We start from the raw sequence: 16,395 nt of genomic DNA on the forward strand, positions 1-16,395 counted from the left end.
GGCCCCGGGGTGGGAGAGCCCGGGGGACGAGAACCAGGACGACGGAAGCCCGGTCATGTGAGGCCCTGTCTCGGCCGGGCGGAGATGTGCTGGCCGACCCGCTTGACCAGCATCGCCATCTCGTAGGCGATGTGGCCGACGTCGGCGTCCGCGGCGCTCAGCACGGCCAGGCAGGTGCCCTGCCCGGCGGCCGTGACGAACAGGAACGCCGACTCCATCTCCACGATGGTCTGGCGCACCTCACCACCGTTGAAGTGACGGCCCGCTCCGCGCGCCAGGCTCTGGAACCCGGAGGCGATGGCGGACAGGTGTTCGGCCTCCTCCCGGTTGAGCCCCTTGGAGAAGCCGACGGCGAGCCCGTCGGTCGACAGGATCACCGCCTGACGTACCGCGCCCACCCGGTTGGTCAGGTCGTCGAGGAGCCAGTTGAGCTCGCCAGTACTGGACGCTTTTCCAGTCATTAGTCCTCCTTGTCGCCTGTCCTGTGGTGTGCGAGATCGGGTTTCTCTTCCTCCCGGCCGCGTCGCGCGCCCGCCTGGAAGGCGGAGAACAACGCCCGCGCCTCGTCCGGTGAGCGCTCCGGCGCCTCGGCGGGGCCGGGCTCGGGGCCCTCCGGAGGCTCCTGGCGGAGCTGCGGGGCCAGGTTGGCCTGCCGTACCCGGCGGGGCAGGGCCCGTGGCCGTGGCGCCCCCTGCGCGGGTTCCCCGCCGCCCGCGCCGTTGGGGCCTCCCGGGGCCGGGCCGCCCGCGACGGGGCCGTCCGCGACCACGGACAGGGAGGGTTCGGGAACGGGCGGGGCACCCGTCGTCCTGCTCCTGCGGGGCAGGGCGCCCGGAATGGACGACTCGAACAGGCCGCCGGAGGGACGCGCGGGAGGTTCGGCGGGCCGTTCCTCCACCCGCTCCGCGGTGAGGGCGAGCTGCGCGGGCAGTTCGGCCAGCACGGTGCGCGGGATGAGCACGATGGCGGTGGTCCCGCCGAAGGGGGAGCCGCGCAGGATGACGCGGATGTCGTGTCTGGCGGCGAGCCGCCCGACCACGAACAGGCCGAGACGCTCGCTGTCGGCCAGGTCGAACTCCGGCGGGGTGGCCAGCCGTTCGTTGAGGACCGCGTACTCCTCGGCGCTCAGGCCCAGGCCGCGGTCCTCGACCTCGATGACGAAGCCGTTGGCGACCAGGTCTCCGCGCACGGTCACCATGGTCTGCTCGGGGGAGTAGATCGTGGCGTTCTCGATCAGTTCGGCGATCAGGTGGGTGATGTCGGCGACCGCGGCGCCGTCGAGCGCGGCGGCGGGCATCGGCGCGACGTTGACCCTGGTGTAGTCCTCGACCTCGGCGATGGCCGCCCTGACGATGTCCACGGCCGCCACGGGGTTGCGCCAGGCGCGTCCCGGGGCCGCCCCGGACAGGATGATCAGGCCTTCCGCGTGCCGCCGCATGCGGGTGGTCAGGTGGTCGAGCCGGAAGAGGTCCTCAAGGCTGTCGGGGTCGGTCGCCCTGCGCTGCATGCCGTCGAGCAGGGTGAGCTGGCGCTGCAGCAGGTTCTGCTTGCGCCGGGCGAGGTTCAGGAAGACCTGGCCGACGCCGCGGCGCAGGTTGGCCTGGCCGACGGCCGCCTCGACGGCGGTGCGCCGTACCGAGTCGAAGGCGTGGGCGACGTCGCCGACCTCGGTGGAGTCGCCCACCTTGATCGGTGGGATCTCGGCGGGGACGTCCACCTCCTCGCCGCGCCGCAGCCGTTCGACGACGCTCGGGAGCCGTACGTCGGCCAGGTCGAGGGCGGTCGAACGGAGGGTGGCGAGCTCACCGGCGAGCCTGCGGCCGAAGCGGACGGACAGGATGATCGAGGCGATCACCGCGACGAGTCCCAGGCCGCCGGCGACCACGATCCTGACGATGATCCCGGTGGCGATGGACCTGGACCGCTGGGACAGGGTGTTGGAGGAGGAGACGCCGAGCTGGTCGAGCCAGTTGGCCACGCTGTTGGTGGTCTGCTTCCAGCGCTGCGCCTCGATGGGCAGCCGGTCCCCCTGGGTCCCCGCGATGGCCCTCTCCAGGGCGGTGAACCGTTCGAAGGCCGTCGAGTCGAAGGTCTCCCGGTACGGCCTGCCCAGCTCGGCGTCCAGCGCGGACAGGCCCCGCGCGTGCAGGTAGCGCCGGGTGGCGACGTACTCGCCGAAGGCCTCGCGCTCTCTCGGGGTGAGGCGGTAGTCGATCAGCGCGCCGCTGATCAGCGCGTTCTCCCTGGCGATCATCTCGCGGGCGTTGCCCATGGACTGCATGGCCGCGGCCTGCCGGTAGATGCCCAGGTCGGGGACCGCGACGAGCTGGTCGTACAGGAGGAAGACCGAGTCGAGGACCCGGTTGTAGTTCGTCAGGACGTCCAGGCGCGCGTCACGGCCGCTGTCGATGCCGGCGCGGATGGTCGCCAGCCTGCCGATCTGGCTGAGCACCCCGTTCAGCGCGGTGCGGAGTTCCGGGCTGCCGGAACCGGTGGACGCGGCGGCGGCGCGGAACTTCTCGGCCGCCCGGTCGGTGCGGGCGCGCTGGTCGGCGATTCCGCTGGTGAGGACGCGGGAGCTGATCGCGACCGAGGACTGCGTCCGTTCCGCCTGAAGCTGGAGCCCAAGCTCGGTGGAGGTGAGGCCGACCGTTTGGTAGAGGTTGTTCGACCGTAACAGCGCGGCGCCATCGCCAACCGTCAGATTAAGGGCGAAACCCCACAGGGCACTCAGTGACAACAGGGGCAGGAGCAGCAGCAAGAAGATCTTGAACCGAATTGACCGGTTTCCAGAGCCCATGCCCACTCGTCCCAACTTCTGAGTGTGTGGAGGCCCGCGTCGCCTTGGGGATGGATATGCCTCCGGAAGATCGCACAGGAGACTAGCACCGATAGGGTTTCCGCGCAGTGGAGGATCTGATGATTAATGTGATTACCGGGGCGAGTGCCGGAATCGGTGAGGCCGCTGCCGTCGAACTCGCCAGGCGCGGGCGTCAGGTCGTTCTGGTCGGCCGGAACCAGGAAAGGCTGGCCGGGGTCGCCGCCAGGGTCAAGGAGGCCTCGGGGTCCGTCCCGGACACGCTGACCTGTGACTACACCTCCCTCGACGACGTCAGGCGACTGGCCGGTGAGCTTCGGTCCCGCTACGAGCGGATCGACGTCCTGGTCAACAACGCGGGCGTGATGTCCACAGAGCGGACCCGCACCGAAGACGGCCACGAGACGATGATCCAGGTCAACCACCTCGCGCCGTTCCTGCTGACGACCCTGCTGCTCGACCGGGTCGGGGAGCGGGTGATCACCACCTCGTCCATGGCGGCCAGGTCGGGCAACCTCGACCCGGCCGACCTGAGCCGTGAGCGGCGCCGCTGGAGCGGCTGGCTGCAGTACGGCGACTCCAAGCAGGCCAACGCGCTGTTCACCGTCGAACTGGCCCGCCGCCTGTCCGGCACCGGGGTGAGCGCGACCTGTTTCCACCCCGGCGTGATCAAGACCGGGTTCGCCTCGGGAACGTTCCTGATGTGGATGACCCACCACATCCCGGGCGTGGGCCGTACGGTCGAGCAGGGCGCGAGCACCCTGGTCCACCTCGCCACCCACCCCGACGGGACCGCGCACCCGGGGCGTTACTTCGCCAACGGCGCCCCCGCCAGGGCTCCCAGGGGCATGACCGACCCCGGCCTGGCCCGCGACCTCTGGGAGGCCAGCGAAAGGGCCGTCTCCTGACCGTCCCCGGGATGTCATCCCGGGTTCGCCCGCCGTTGGGACACGGGCGGCTACGGTGCGTGGCCTGTGAGCGTCACGAGCCCCCGCCAGGTCGCCGCCGTCCCCACGGCGGGCAGGGACCCCTTCTTCGACAACGCCAAGTTCCTGGCGATCACCCTGGTCGTCTCCGGGCACCTGGTGGAGGACCTGCGGGACGTGGCGGTGGCGCACGCGGCCTACTTCTTCGTCTACGTGTTCCACATGCCGCTGTTCATCGTGCTCAGCGGCTACCTGTCGCGGAACTTCACCTTCTCCTCAGGCAAGGCGCGCAAGCTGATCAGCACGCTCGCCGTGCCGTACGTGATCTTCGAGCTGCTCTACTCACTGCCCCGCCTGATCCTGTACGGCAAGCTGGACATCAGCCTGCTCGACCCGTACTACCTGACCTGGTTCCTGATGTCGCTGTTCCTGTGGCGGCTGTCCACCCCCGTCTGGCAGCAGCTCAGGTGGCCGCTGGTGGTCGCGGTCGGCCTGTCGCTGCTGTCCGGGACGAGCAGGCTGCCCGACGAGCTGTCGATGAACCGCACGCTGGGACTGCTGCCCTTCTACGTGCTCGGTCTCATGCTGCGCCCGGAGCACTTCGAGATGCTCAGACGGCCGAAGGTCAGGATCGCCGGGGCGCTCACACTGGTGGCCGGGGCGGCGCTCGCGCTGGCCGTGCACACCTCGGTGAAGACCGAGTGGATCCGCTGGCGGCACGCCAACGACGCGATCGGGGTGGACGACCTCACCGGCAGCCTGATCCGGCTCGGCATGCTGGCGGCCGGGGCGCTGCTGGTCGCGGCCTTCCTCGCGATCACCCCCTCGCGCCGGACGTGGTACTCGGGCCTCGGCGCGGCGACCATGTACGCCTACCTGCTGCACGGCCTGGTGGTGAAGGTCGCCGAGCGCTTCTACGGCGACTGGGCGCGGACGGTGCCCGGCGTCGTGGCCGTGGCGCTCCTCGGCGTCGTGCTGGCGGCCCTGCTGTGCACGCCCCCGGTCAGGGCCCTGACCCGCTGGGCGGTCGAACCCAGGATGAGCTGGGCCTTCACCCGGCTGCGCCGCCCGTCCCCCTGAACACCCAGCCCCGGGAGCCTTCAGGCCCGCGAGCCTTCAGCCCCATGGGCCTGCAGGTCAGCGGGCCTTCAGGTCAGCGGGCCTTCAGGTCCGCAGGTCGAGGACGGCCCGGTAGGCGGCGGTGATCGCCGCGTCGGCGTAGGCGGCGGGCACCGAGTCGGAGTTGGCGATCGCGATCCGGCCCCACCTGCGGCGGGCGGTCTCGGCGGGGAAGGGCCCGTCGGGGTAGAAGTCCAGGTTCCACGGGGTCGCGTACTCCGGCGCGTAGCCGTGTCCCCACCGGTTGACCGTGATCGCCTGGATGTCGCGGACCGGGTCGAATCCGCCGGGCCCGAGCAGCCTGACCAACTGCTCACGGATGCTGAACTCCAGATAGGAGTACGGCGTGCCGAGCAGTTCGCGTCGCCCCGCGGCAGAGCCGTCCGCCGGCGACATGCCCGGCACCGCGGGAGCCCGTACCAGGTGGGCCAGGACCGGCTCTGCGGGGTCCTCGGGGGGCCGGTAGCCGCCGACGGCGACCCGGGGGGCCAGCTCCGCGACGGACCAGTAGGCCCCGGTGAAACGGACCCGGCCGACGCCGATCGCCCGCCAGGCCCGCCAGTCGCGCAGCTGGACCGTGGCGTAGAGCATCGGCACCTTGACGGCCGCGCGCAGCGCCCGTTCCTGCTCGGGAGGCAGCCCGGTGACGAGGTGGGGGATCATCATGTTCCAGCAGGCCATGATCACCCCGGCGGCCCGTACGGTCCTGACCCGGTCGCCGTCGAAGTAGCCGACCGTCGCCGTGGCCGCGGTCTCCGGGTCGCCGTCGTTGGCCACCGAGACCACCGGGCTGGACAGGCGGACCCGGACCCGGTTGCCCGGCCGGTCGAGCCGGTCGTAGTCGAACCGCGCGGTCGTGACGTCCTCGGGGTCGACGGAGGTGGCGAACCCGGGGACCATCCTGCCGACCATCATCCTGACCAGGGCCTGGTTGCCCTCGGGGAAGAGCAGCACCTCCCTGGGCGCCTCCCACTGCCTGATCACGCTCGGCGAGTTGTAGACCGAGGGCTTCGACCGGTCGAGCCCGAGCCCCTGGAAACCGGGGTAACCGCACCCCCAGGCGTCGACGGCGCCGAAGGCGTCGGAGCCGTACCCCCACTCGTCGCTCGGCATCGTCCGCACGAAGCGCAGCACGTCCGGGTGGACCCCGCAGACCTCCCCGAGGAAACCGGAGTAGGTCAGGCCCGCCAGGAACCGGTGCTTGGCCCGCTCCGTCAGGCCGGGCAGCCAGTCGGGCGGGTCCAGGTGGAGCGTGAGCAGGTCCCTTCTGGCCCGTTCGGCGAGGGGCAGCTCGGCGATCCACCGGCGGGTGTCCGTGCCGGTCGGCACGAGCCGGTCGACGCCGAAGGACTCCCGGTCGCAGAAGACCCCCTCCCGCGTCCCGAGGCCCGGGTACGGCACGGCGGCGAGCCGTGCGGGCCGTACCCCGAGCCGGTCGAGCAGCAGTCTGCCCTCGGGGGTCCAGGCGGAGGGCGCCTCGATCGCCTGGGAGCCGCCGTAGCCGACCAGCGGCCCCCGGCGGCCCGTGGGGTGGAACTCGTTGCGGCGGGCGTGCCCGCCGACGTCGTCGTGGTTGTCCAGGATCAGGATCCGCGCGTCCGGGTCGTGTTCGAGCCAGCGGTGGGCCGCGCTGATCCCGCTGATCCCGGCGCCGACCACCACCAGGTCGTAGCGTTCGCCGGTCGGTTCGGCGGGGCCCGCGTGGGCCCAGAACCGGCCGTCGCGCAGGGCGTGCGGTACCCCGACGTCCTGCGGGGTGTCGCCCCGCAGTCCCGTCAGAGCGGCCGGGTGGCCTCCTCGCGGTGCCGCCCCCATCGGCTCGGCCGACGCCGGCCGGCCGGTGAGGGTCTCCAGCGCCGCGACCCCGGCGGCCGTCGCGACGCCGTCGAAGAAGTCACGGCGGGAAATGGGGCGGTTCATCCCCAGCTCCCCGGCCCTGTGCGGAGTGATCTCCCCGGGATCCGTCATGGAGGGATCATCATGAATCGGGCCGCCCGAATTGGTCGTCCAAGGGCGGCGACGAGGACTTTTTACCCGGGGTGTTGAAAGGCTTTTCGTGGTTTCCGGCGGGCGGGCTCTACGACCCACCCGCCGGAAATGTCATTTATTTCGTGCTTTTGACCCGTGCCCACAGGGCGGGAGTCCTGGGCGGCTGCCAACCGGGCAGGGAGACGTGCCCGAGCACGCACCGGTAGACGACCCCGTTGTGGGTGACGCGGTCACCGGCCTTGTACTGGGTGTACGGCTTCCACGCGGGCAGCGGGGGCGGGGTGACGGTCAGGGTGAAGGTCGCCGAACGCGTCTCCACGCCGGTCGCGCTGACCGTGATCGGATAGGTCCCCGGCACGGTCGCCGCCGAGGTGGTGAACGTGAGCGTGCTCGGGCTGCCGAGCTCGACGGTCGTCGGGCTCGCCGCGAAGTTCACCCCGGCCGGGAGGCCGCTGGCGGAGATGGTCAGCGCCTGGGGGGCCACCCAGACGGGCGTGGTCTCCAGGGTGGAGGCGGTCGTCTGCCCGGGTTCGACGGTCGCCGCGTCCGGGGTGAGGTGCACGGCGAAGTCGCCGCCGGGCACCTCAAGCCGCAGCGTGGTCGTACGGCGGGAGGCCCCCGTGGCCCGGACGGTGGCGAAGTAGACGCCGGGCGGCGTCGCCTCGGACGGATGGACGGTCACCCGGGCGGTCTGCCCGGTGGTGATCGTGGACGGGTTGAAGGTGAAGGAGAAGGAGTCGGGCAGGCCGAAGGCGGTGAGCGCGACCTGCTGCGGGTCACCGGCCGTGGTCGTGGTGCCGAGCGTCAACGTGGCCGTCTGGCTCGGTTTGACGGTGACCGTGTGGCGGTCGAGCGAGACGGAGAAGTCGTTCGCCGGGGAGGCCGGGGAGACGGTCAGCCGGTAGGACGTCGTCTCGGAGAGTGTGGGGGTGGCCGCCGAGGTGGCGCGGACGACGATGGTGTGCGTGCCGACCGGGGTCGACGCCGAGGTGGTCACCCTCATCAAGGTCGAGGCGCCGCTCGGCATGCGGGGGGTGGTGAAGGTGACGTCCGTGCCGGCGGGGACGCCCTCGGCGGTCAGGTCGAGGTCCTGGCTCGGGCCGCTCAGCTTCCTGGTCCGCACCGCGACGGTCGTCGAGGTGCCCTGGTCGATCACGCTGTCGGGCTCGCCGGTCCGCACCGTGAAGGTCCGCGAATCGGCCGGGCAGCCGGGCTCGTCGGGGGAGGCCGCGACCCCGACCGCGTCCCAGGCGTCCTTGACCCGCTGGAGGTGGAGGCAGCCGAACAGGGCCAGCGCCGACTGCACGGTCGCCGCGCGGACCTTGGCGTGGGTCCAGGGCACGGTCTTGAGGTTCAGCGCGCCCATGTAGATCTCACCCGCGTCGCGCAGGCCGATCCCGGTCACGCCGTCGCCCGCGCAGACCGGGCTCTGCTCCGGCCTGCCCTGGACGCGGTCGCCCTCGGCCAGCAGGTAGAACCAGTGGTTCTGGATACCGGCCACCTTGTGCGGCTCCTGGGTGAGCACCTCCTCGGAGTAACAGCCGGGGTCGCCGAAGACGGCCGGGTCGTACATGTTGCGCAGCGGGCCGGGGCCGCTGAAGTCCACCTTCTCCCCGATCAGGTAGTCGGGCGCGTCCACCCCCGGCGGCTGGTTGGCGTAGTGCTCGGTGAGGGTGCCGATGATGTCGCCGGTCGACTCGTTGAGGGCGTTGGTCTCACTGCCGCTGCCGTTGCCGCCGCTGGTGTTCTCGAAGATGGCGTGGCCGTACTCGTGGCCGACCACGTCCATGGAGGACATCTGCTTGCTGCCGCTCTCGTTGTGGCCGAGCCACACGCCGTCACCGGCCCAGACGGCGTTGGGGAAGTTGAAGCCGACCCTGATCGGGAACGTCCGGCCGGTGCCGGTGATGCCGTCCCGGCCGAGCCAGTCCCGCACCATGTCCCAGGTGCGCTGCGCGGCGAACATGCCGTCGACGCAGGCGGTCTCCAGGCCGGAGGCCGAGCCGTCGCCCCACTCGTCGTCGGCGCCGGTGTAGACGGTGCCGTTGGTGGACGCGCAGCTCAGGTTGGCCCGGGTGGGGTCGGTCATGCTGTAGGAGCCTGCCGAGCCCGAGGTGTCGATGTAGACGGGGTCGCCGTTGTGGAACGGGTGGCCGACGCCGCGCCGTACGTCGTCCCAGCGGTCGGCGATCGAGCCGTCGGCGGCGTCGACGTAGACGTGCAGGACGGAGGGGCCGTCCTTCGAGCTCCCGGTGACGACGCTCTCCCAGGCCAGCCGGGGCTTGGTGCCCGCGGCGTGCACCACGAGGCGCGGGTCGCTCTGCTTGGTCACGGTGCCGAGCAGGTCCCGCGCGATGGCGCGTGCCCGCTCGGCGGTGACGACGGGCTTGGTCGCGACGTCGTCGAGTTTGGCCCGCTGGCCGGTGGTGACCGCGGTGACCCTGCCACCCTCGCGGTCGGTCGCGACGATCACGTCACCGCCGTAGACGGGCAGGCCCCGGTGCAGGCGCGGATAGGTCAGGTACTGCAGGCCGCGTGAGCCGAAGACGACCGTCGGGCTCCCGAAGGTGTCGCCGTCACCGGTGCGCAGCTCGCGGGAGCGCGCGGTGAGGGCCCTGTCCGCGGTGCCGAGGGCGCGGGAGCGGGCGCGGGCGTCCGGGGGAGCGTAGGCGGAACCCTGGGCTCCGGTGGCCTGGGGGCCGGAGGGGCTGACGGGAGGGGTGGGGGAAGGCGAGGCGGTCGCGGGCGCGGCGCCGTACAACGCGCTCGCGCCCAGTGTCGCCGCGAGCAACGCCGCGACGCGTGTTCTGCCGTTCGGTTTCACTGCGTGTGACTCCTCAAGACGTCCCTGGGGAGGGGGACCAGGAGCCGGGCCGGCCAGGCTCAACTCGAAACGCAACTCAACGTGACACCGGATTGTGTGGGGCGAGTAGCCAATGCTTTTCCATGTCGCGGTGTTATGGACCGGACTTCTGCCAAACGAGGTACGCCCTGCTCAGTCGTATATATGGGGATGCGTCGAGATTGTTTGGGCTTGTCGCAACCGATGGTGAACGTTTTCGAGGCGCCGGTCGTTGGAGGGGGAGACGGGCTGCGGAGCGGTCATTGACCCCGCAGGACGCGGGGCGTGCTACGAAGGGTGGTGAAACAGGACATGTCGGAGTAGCGTCCGCAGACGCGGATTCGCTCGGTGGATGACGGATCTGCTCCGCGACGGGACGGGGAGCCGCGCGTGGTCGGTAAGCAGGGCAGGGTGACCGGCAAGATCGGTCCCGGTCTGGTCGGCGAGGTGCTGATCGCCGTCCGCGGCGGCGTCGAGGCCTTCTACGCCCATCCCGCCGTCCCCGACGAGGAGATCTCTCCCGGATCGATCGTCGTCGTCGTGGAGTACTACCCGCCTCGCACGGTCTATGTCGCTCGCGCGCTCGTCTGACCTCTCTCCCTTTTCTCTTGCTCTCTCCCCCCTCGTGGAGGCCACATTGCCAACCGAGTCCCTCATCATCGGTGGCGGCGTCCTTGTCGCCCTCTTTGTCGTCATCCTGCTGTTCAAGGCCGTCTGGCGGGTGGCCGAGCCCAACGAAGCACTGATCATCTCCGGCCTCGGCGCCCGGGGAAAGAACGAGGGCGACAGCCTCGGCTTCAAGATCGTCACCGGTAAGGGCACCGCCGTGCTCCCCGGCTTCCAGACCGCGCGCCGCCTGCGCCTCGACAGCCGCGCGGCCAACCTCCAGGTCTCCTGCGTCACGCTGCAGGGCATCCCGGTGGTCGTCAAGGGCGTGGTGATCTACAAGGTCGGCGACGACCTGCACTCCATCGCCAACGCCGCGCGCCGCTTCCTCGACCAGCAGGACTCGATGAACGGGGCCATCCACGAGCTGTTCACCGGTCACCTGCGCTCGATCATCGGCAACTTGACCGTCGAGGACCTCATCCTCAACCGTGAGCGGCTGACCGGCGAGACGCGCGCCTCCGCCGCCGATGAGATGATCAAGCTCGGTCTGATCGTCGACTCCCTGCAGATCCAGGAGATCGACGACGAGACCGGTTACATCACCAACCTCGGCAAGCCGCACGCCGCCAAGATCGCCGCCACCGCCCGTATCGCCGAGGCCCAGCGCGACCAGGAGGCCACCGAGGCCGAGCAGATCGCCGCCGCGAACAAGGCCGCCGCCTGGCGCGACGCCCAGATCAAGCAGGCCGCCTACCAGGCCGAGATCGACGAGGCCCAGGCCAAGTCCCGCCAGGCGGGCCCGCTGTCGGAGGCCTCCGCCCGCCAGGAGGTCGTAGTCCAGGAGACCCGCGCCGCCGAGCTTGAGGCGCAGCTCTCCGAGCAGCGTCTGCAGTCCCAGGTCCGCAAGCCCGCCGACGCCAAGGCGTACGAGACCGTCACGCTCTCCCAGGCCGAGAGGGACGCCCGCATCGCCCGCGCCGAGGCCGAGGCCCGCGAGACCGAGCTGCGCGCCGCCGCGCAGGCCTCCCAGGTCAAGCAGGCCGCCGCCGCCGAGGCCGAGTCCGTACGGCTGCGCGGTCTGGCCTCCGCCGAGGCGACCAAGGCGACCGGTCTGGCCTCCGCCGACGCCGCCAAGGCCAAGGGCCTCGCCGAGGCCGAAGCCGCCAAGGCCAAGGGTCTGGCCGAGGCCGAGGCCATCCGTGCCCGCTCCCAGGCGCTCGCCGAGAACCAGGAGGCGGTCATCGCCCAGCAGCTCGCCGAGAACTGGCCGCAGATCGTCGAGGCGGGCGCGAAGGCCTTCGGCAACGTGGACCACATGGTCGTGCTGAACGGCGCCCAGGGCATCGAGGAGATGCTCGCCAAGGCCCTCACCCTCGGTGGGACCGGCCTCGGCCTGGCCCGCTCCCTCCTCAACATGAACAGCGCCCCCGCTGCCGCTCCCGTCCCCATCCCCGAGGCCAACGGCAAGGCCGTCGAGCCCACCTCCTGACCCGCGCCCTCGGAGGGGCCGCCCGCCAAGCCGTACGGCACGCGGGCGGCCCCAGGCCCCAGGCCCCCGGGCACCCAGGCCCCCGGGCACCCAGGCCCCCGGGCACCCAGGCCCCCGGGCACCCAGGCCCCCGGGCACCCAGGCCCCCGGGCACCCGGCCTCTCAGGCACCGGGCACCCGGCCTCTCAGGGCACCGGGGTTCGCAGGGCGTCGAGGACGAGGCCGGGGGAGTCGGCGAACAGCCGGATCACCCTGGCCCGCTCCCTGCGGCCGAGAGGCCGGACCACGGTGACCGGTTCGGACAGTTCGACGACCACGTTCGTCTGGGAGGAGACCGCCACCCCCAGCCGCCCGTCGGCCACGGTGACGGTGCCCCGCTCGTCGTAGGCGCGCGCCAGCCGTACCGAGGAGATCAACTCGCGGGGGACGCGCAGGTCGAAGTGGACGCCGTAGCGCACCCGCAGCTCCCCCTCGGTCACCACGTGCGGCCGGGTCGCGCAGGAGGCCCACAGCGCCAGCACCAGCACGACCGCGTACGCGTCGAGCACCAGCACCACCGTCCGCACCCCGGACGGCACGCCGAGCGCCCCCAGCAGCAACTCGACCGCCACCGTCTCGACGACCGCCGCGAACAGCAGCACCAGCAACATCGAGGACTGCTCCCGGACGTACGGCACCGCGGTCGCCCCCGGCGGCACCCCGTGACGGCGGCGCGTCACCCACAGCAGGAGAGCGGCCACACCGCGCGCCTCGAACCCGATGAGCCTGCGCACCGGGGCCGGCACCAGCTCCTGCACGGCCGTACCCAGCGCCGCGCGCCGACCGGCCCCGTCCCGGCGCGCCGCGCGGAACAGCCGCAGCAGGGTCACCGCCTCCAGCAGCAGCACCGCCACGACGGCCACCTCGACGACCACGAGCACCGGCCCCGGTGGCCGCACTCCCGCCGCGGTCAGAACCACGAGCAGCAACTCGGCGGGAAGTACGGCAAGCAGCGCGGCCCGCGCGACCCTGAACATCAGTCCTCACCCCGCACCACGACACGGGCGCCTCCGAACGTCATCTCTCACCTCTCAGCGTGGTCAGCACCAGCCGGAACACCTCGATCTGCGCGGGCGACATCTCCGCGCCCAGCGCCCCGGCCATCTCCTCGACCGCGTACGGCCCGGCGAAGGCCCCCGCCAGCTCTCCGGGCAGGTGCGCGGCCAGGTCGGCGGCGAGCACGGCCACCCGGGGGTCGCCGGGGTCGGCGTCGGCCAGCTCGTCCAGCCGCCGGTAGAGAAGCCGCCCCCGGGCCAGCGCCTCCGGCTCGGTCAACGGCCGGATCATGCCGAGCATCCTGTCCCTGGCCTCGGGATCGGTGACGCCGTCGAGCAGGGTCAGCAGCTCCCGGTCGAGTTCGGCGATGCGCGACCCCTCGGCGGGAAGCTCGCGCAGCACCGCCGCCAGGCCGGGGGAGACCGTGGAGTCCGGCCCCAGGTCCTCCTCGGCGAGCAGCGCGGCCAGCCGTTCACGTCTGGCGCCGATCGCCTCCTGCTGCCTGGCGAGGTCGGCGTCCAGCTCCATGAGCGCCTCACGCAGGTCCCCGCCCCGGTCGCCGGGGCCGAGCACGTCACGGATCTCGTCGAGCGAGAGCCCGAGCTCCGTCAGCCGCCGCACCCGGGCCAGGACGACCGCGTCGCGCAGGCCGTACTCCCGGTAGCCGTTGGCCAGCCGTACCGGCTCGGGCAGGAGGCCGAGGTGGTGGTAGTGGCGCACGGTCCGGGTCGAGACCCCGGCCAGCGCGGCGAGTTCACCGATCCGCATGCCCTCATTAGAAACGTTGACGTTACGTCAACGTCAACACGCCTCGGCGGGTGCCGTACGGACGACCGGGAGCCACCCGGAGAGCAGCGGGGAAGACCGCTCTGACCAGGCTGTTCATCATTATGTCGATCTTCGTCCCCGGGGGAAGGCACCACGCCAGACGGGCCGGAGTTCTTGGGAGAGCGCATGGCGGTCGACACGGATGAGGGAAGAGGTGATCATGGGACGGTTGATCCGGAGGCTTCCCTTCCGTCCTGAATCGGGGAAGCCGAGTCGAGGAGGACGTGTGACCGACATCGCCGACGACATCGCCGACTGGCTGTATCCCACCATCGAGAGTGAGATGAACGGCGCCCAGGTCCTCGCGGCGGACGGTGACCTGCTCAGGACCCTCGGGGAGAAGACCCTCGGCCCCGGGGGCGGGGAGAAGTTCATCGACCACATCTCCGGCAGCTCCCAGGTGAAGCTCAACATCATCCAGCGCTACCGGGCGACCCGTGAGGTCGTCGTCGCCTTCCGGCGGCGGGTCGCCTCGGGTGAGTCCCTGAGCACCGAGGACACGCTGGCGCTCACCCGCGCCACGATCAGGGACGAGACCCTGTCCGAGGTCCTGTCGTATCTCGCGGCCGGCTACTACCTGCGCCCCGGGTTCAGGGAGGAGTGGCGTCCGGCCTCCCAACCCTGAACCCGGGCCGGTTCAGATCATCACGTGGGCCTCGGGGTGGCCGACGAAGGAGAACTGGGCGTTACGGGTCAGTTTGATGTCGTCGGCCTGCCAGGTGTGCATGGCCGCGTCGCCGCTGCGCCAGTACACGAAGTTGAACCGGTCGGCCGAGTAGATCTTGACCCGGTCCTCCTTGAGCCGCCGCACCAGCCGGGTGTCCTCGCCCCGGGTCACGTCCTCGAACCCGTAGTGCTTGAACATCTCGGCCTTGCCGAGGAAGGTGCCGCCCTGCACCAGCCAGCTGTAGCGGTGTTCGAGCCCCGGCAGCCGCAGCATCGTGGTGTTGCTGCCCTCGAAGTAGGCGTAGTGCGCGCCCTTGCCGACGAGTTCGGCGTCGGAGTAGTCGAAGGCCCGCACGAGGTCCGACAGGTAGTGCTCGCCGTACAGGTTGTCGTCGTCCATCTTGGCGATGAGCGAGCCCTCCGCGGCGGAGATGCCCAGGTTCATGCAGGCGCCGAGGGAGAGCGACGGGTCGGCGGGCAGCACGACCACGTCGGAGATCCCGGCGACCCGTGCCTTGTCGGCCACCACGACGGGGTCGATATCGAGGCCGTGCAGCACCATGACGAGCTGGACGGGCCGGTGGATCTGCTTGGCGACCGAGGAGATGGCGTGTTCGATCTGCGCGGCCCTGTTGGTCGGCAGCACGACCGAGACCGACCGCGACCGCGTCTCGACGGGCTTGCCGAGCACCCGCAGGATCTGGTCGACCCGGTGGGTGAACAGGTGCTTGTCGAAGACCTCCCGCATCGCCATGTGGCCCTGCCTGGCCCGCAGCTCGGGGCTGTTGATCAGGTGGAGCACCTGGTTGTAGGACTCGACGGGCTCACGCGCGATCGGGATCAGCGACCCGAAGGTCTCCTCGATGGCCCGCGACCACCCGGAGACGACGGAGGTCGCGCAGGCCGACAGCTCGAAGACACGGCGGGCGCACATGGTCGGCGAGTCGAGCACCGAGTTGACGTTGAGGAAGACCTTGTACATCTTGTACGCGGCCAGCATCTGGTCGTACGGCAGTTCGCCCACGATGTGCGGGACGTACTCGGCGGGCCAGGCGTACTTCTCGTCCACGGTGCCGTTGCGGGCGAAGATGTGCAGACCCAGTTCGCGGACCGGGGCGAGCACGGTCTCCATCTGCTCACGCCGCTCGGGGTGCTTGTCGCGGAAGTACATCCCGGCGAACACCACGTCGTGCAGCCTGCCCTGGCGCTCCTGGATGGGGTTGTGCACCCGGGGCTGGGCGGCGAACTGCAGCACGTCCACCCGGTCGTGCCCGAGGACCTCCCGGTAACGGGGCACCATGTCCCCGTCACAGGTGAAGACGTAGTCGAACAGCTTGGCCGTGTCGATGAAGAACTCGAAGTTCGGCGGGTCCTCCTTGTTCCAGAAGACCGTGGGGACGCCCTCCGCCCTGCACCAGTCGATCAGGGCGCGCAGCTCGGGCTTGGGCGCGTTGGAACCGGTCATCTGGTAGCGCCAGCGGCCCTGGTTGCCGTGCCAGGCCGACTCGGCGAACAGGATCTCCGGCCTGCGCTCGGCGAAGATCTCCGGCCAGTCGCGCAGCCCGAACTCGATCTGGTCCCACTCGTACTTGAAGGCCATCCTGGAGAAGTCGTCCAGGATCACCGCGACCTTCATGTCGGGCCGGTTGATCGGCCCGGCGGGCCACTTCACCTGGGGCACGTTCACCACGGGCCCCTGCTGGTCGAGCTCCTCGACCACCTCGGACACGGGCCTGGGAGCCTTGGGGCCCTTGCGGGTGGACATGGCCGCCTTCAGCTTGCCGGGCAGCCGGACGACCCCCGACCCCTTGGCCCCGGTCAGCGCCTCGGCCACCCGGTACGGCCGCTGCACCTTCGTGGACTCCAGCTTCCACTGGGCGTAGTCGGCGCGCGCCTCGGCGATGGCCAGCCGCCGTTCCAGGTCGCGGACGCGCTCCTCGAAGCGCTCGACGACCTTGCGCTCCTCGGGAAGCCAGTTGATCGGCCCAAGACGCTGGAACTTCGGCTCTTCGGGGGTCTGCTCAGACTGCTCAGGGGAACTCATGGGAATCGCCTTTACACCGAGGTCGTGCCA

General features: G+C 71.0%; 12 protein-coding genes. 5 read left to right on the top strand and 7 right to left on the bottom strand.

Translation table 11 applies throughout. From position 1 onward, the window contains the following. Nucleotides 1-53: 53 nt before the first annotated feature. Nucleotides 54-461, bottom strand: coding sequence for a roadblock/LC7 domain-containing protein (locus ABZ463_RS31680; protein ID WP_352011165.1), 408 nt, complete (start codon nucleotides 459-461; stop codon nucleotides 54-56). Then, nucleotides 461-2,761, bottom strand: coding sequence for a nitrate- and nitrite sensing domain-containing protein (locus ABZ463_RS31685; RefSeq protein ID WP_352011164.1), 2,301 nt, complete (start codon nucleotides 2,759-2,761; stop codon nucleotides 461-463). The genes ABZ463_RS31680 and ABZ463_RS31685 overlap by 1 nt, the downstream gene beginning before the upstream one ends. A 158-nt stretch (nucleotides 2,762-2,919) precedes the next feature. On the opposite strand from ABZ463_RS31685, the gene ABZ463_RS31690 reads away from it, so the two are divergent. Next, nucleotides 2,920-3,726: an SDR family NAD(P)-dependent oxidoreductase gene (locus tag ABZ463_RS31690; RefSeq protein ID WP_362781669.1), complete on the top strand. Its 807-nt coding sequence runs from the start codon at nucleotides 2,920-2,922 to the stop codon at nucleotides 3,724-3,726. A gap of 66 nt (nucleotides 3,727-3,792) precedes the next feature. After that, a complete protein-coding gene (locus ABZ463_RS31695; protein WP_352011162.1) occupies nucleotides 3,793-4,824 on the top strand; it encodes an acyltransferase family protein in 1,032 nt (343 codons plus the stop codon). A gap of 84 nt (nucleotides 4,825-4,908) precedes the next feature. Here the strand turns inward: ABZ463_RS31695 and ABZ463_RS31700 are convergent, their stop codons facing one another. Both ABZ463_RS31700 and ABZ463_RS31705 read right to left on the bottom strand, forming a co-directional pair. Further along, a complete protein-coding gene (locus ABZ463_RS31700; RefSeq protein ID WP_362781672.1) occupies nucleotides 4,909-6,831 on the bottom strand; it encodes an NAD(P)-binding protein in 1,923 nt (640 codons plus the stop codon). A 136-nt stretch (nucleotides 6,832-6,967) separates the two neighbouring features. Continuing rightward, the gene (locus tag ABZ463_RS31705; RefSeq protein WP_362781674.1) at nucleotides 6,968-9,676 is read right to left on the bottom strand and encodes a M4 family metallopeptidase; all 2,709 of its coding nucleotides are present in this window, start codon (nucleotides 9,674-9,676) and stop codon (nucleotides 6,968-6,970) included. A gap of 408 nt (nucleotides 9,677-10,084) precedes the next feature. Here ABZ463_RS31705 and ABZ463_RS31710 point away from each other — a divergent pair, with 408 nt between their 5' ends. Together ABZ463_RS31710 and ABZ463_RS31715 are read left to right on the top strand one after the other, a co-directional pair. Continuing rightward, nucleotides 10,085-10,285 (top strand): hypothetical protein, encoded by a 201-nt coding sequence (locus ABZ463_RS31710; protein WP_352011159.1) that lies wholly within the window; start codon nucleotides 10,085-10,087, stop codon nucleotides 10,283-10,285. A 46-nt stretch (nucleotides 10,286-10,331) separates the two neighbouring features. Further along, nucleotides 10,332-11,792, top strand: a complete 1,461-nt coding sequence (locus tag ABZ463_RS31715; RefSeq protein WP_352011158.1) for an SPFH domain-containing protein — start codon at nucleotides 10,332-10,334, stop codon at nucleotides 11,790-11,792. A 185-nt stretch (nucleotides 11,793-11,977) separates the two neighbouring features. Here the strand turns inward: ABZ463_RS31715 and ABZ463_RS31720 are convergent, their stop codons facing one another. After that, nucleotides 11,978-12,808, bottom strand: coding sequence for a hypothetical protein (locus ABZ463_RS31720; RefSeq protein ID WP_362781677.1), 831 nt, complete (start codon nucleotides 12,806-12,808; stop codon nucleotides 11,978-11,980). A 40-nt stretch (nucleotides 12,809-12,848) separates the two neighbouring features. Next, on the bottom strand, nucleotides 12,849-13,595 hold the full coding sequence (locus ABZ463_RS31725) for a MerR family transcriptional regulator (RefSeq protein ID WP_362781679.1): 747 nt from the start codon (nucleotides 13,593-13,595) through the stop codon (nucleotides 12,849-12,851). Between the two features lie 286 nt (nucleotides 13,596-13,881). Here ABZ463_RS31725 and ABZ463_RS31730 point away from each other — a divergent pair, with 286 nt between their 5' ends. Beyond that, nucleotides 13,882-14,280: a hypothetical protein gene (locus ABZ463_RS31730; RefSeq protein ID WP_352011155.1), complete on the top strand. Its 399-nt coding sequence runs from the start codon at nucleotides 13,882-13,884 to the stop codon at nucleotides 14,278-14,280. 12 nt (nucleotides 14,281-14,292) lie between these two features. Here ABZ463_RS31730 and ABZ463_RS31735 read toward each other — a convergent pair whose 3' ends face one another. Continuing rightward, entirely contained in the window at nucleotides 14,293-16,365 is a 2,073-nt protein-coding gene (locus tag ABZ463_RS31735) for a glycosyltransferase (RefSeq protein ID WP_362781681.1), read from the bottom strand. Nucleotides 16,366-16,395 lie beyond the last annotated feature (30 nt).

Source organism: Streptosporangium sp. NPDC020145 (genome assembly GCF_040631275.1).
Taxonomy (GTDB): Bacteria; Actinomycetota; Actinomycetes; order Streptosporangiales; family Streptosporangiaceae; genus Streptosporangium.

Coding starts and splice junctions, on each gene's coding strand:
- ABZ463_RS31700 (WP_362781672.1), bottom strand. CDS start 6,831: ATGACGGATCCCGGGGAGATCACTCCGCACAGGGCCGGGGAGCTGGGG.
- ABZ463_RS31735 (WP_362781681.1), bottom strand. CDS start 16,365: ATGAGTTCCCCTGAGCAGTCTGAGCAGACCCCCGAAGAGCCGAAGTTC.
- ABZ463_RS31690 (WP_362781669.1), top strand. CDS start 2,920: ATGATTAATGTGATTACCGGGGCGAGTGCCGGAATCGGTGAGGCCGCT.
- ABZ463_RS31680 (WP_352011165.1), bottom strand. CDS start 461: ATGACTGGAAAAGCGTCCAGTACTGGCGAGCTCAACTGGCTCCTCGAC.
- ABZ463_RS31720 (WP_362781677.1), bottom strand. CDS start 12,808: ATGTTCAGGGTCGCGCGGGCCGCGCTGCTTGCCGTACTTCCCGCCGAG.
- ABZ463_RS31725 (WP_362781679.1), bottom strand. CDS start 13,595: ATGCGGATCGGTGAACTCGCCGCGCTGGCCGGGGTCTCGACCCGGACC.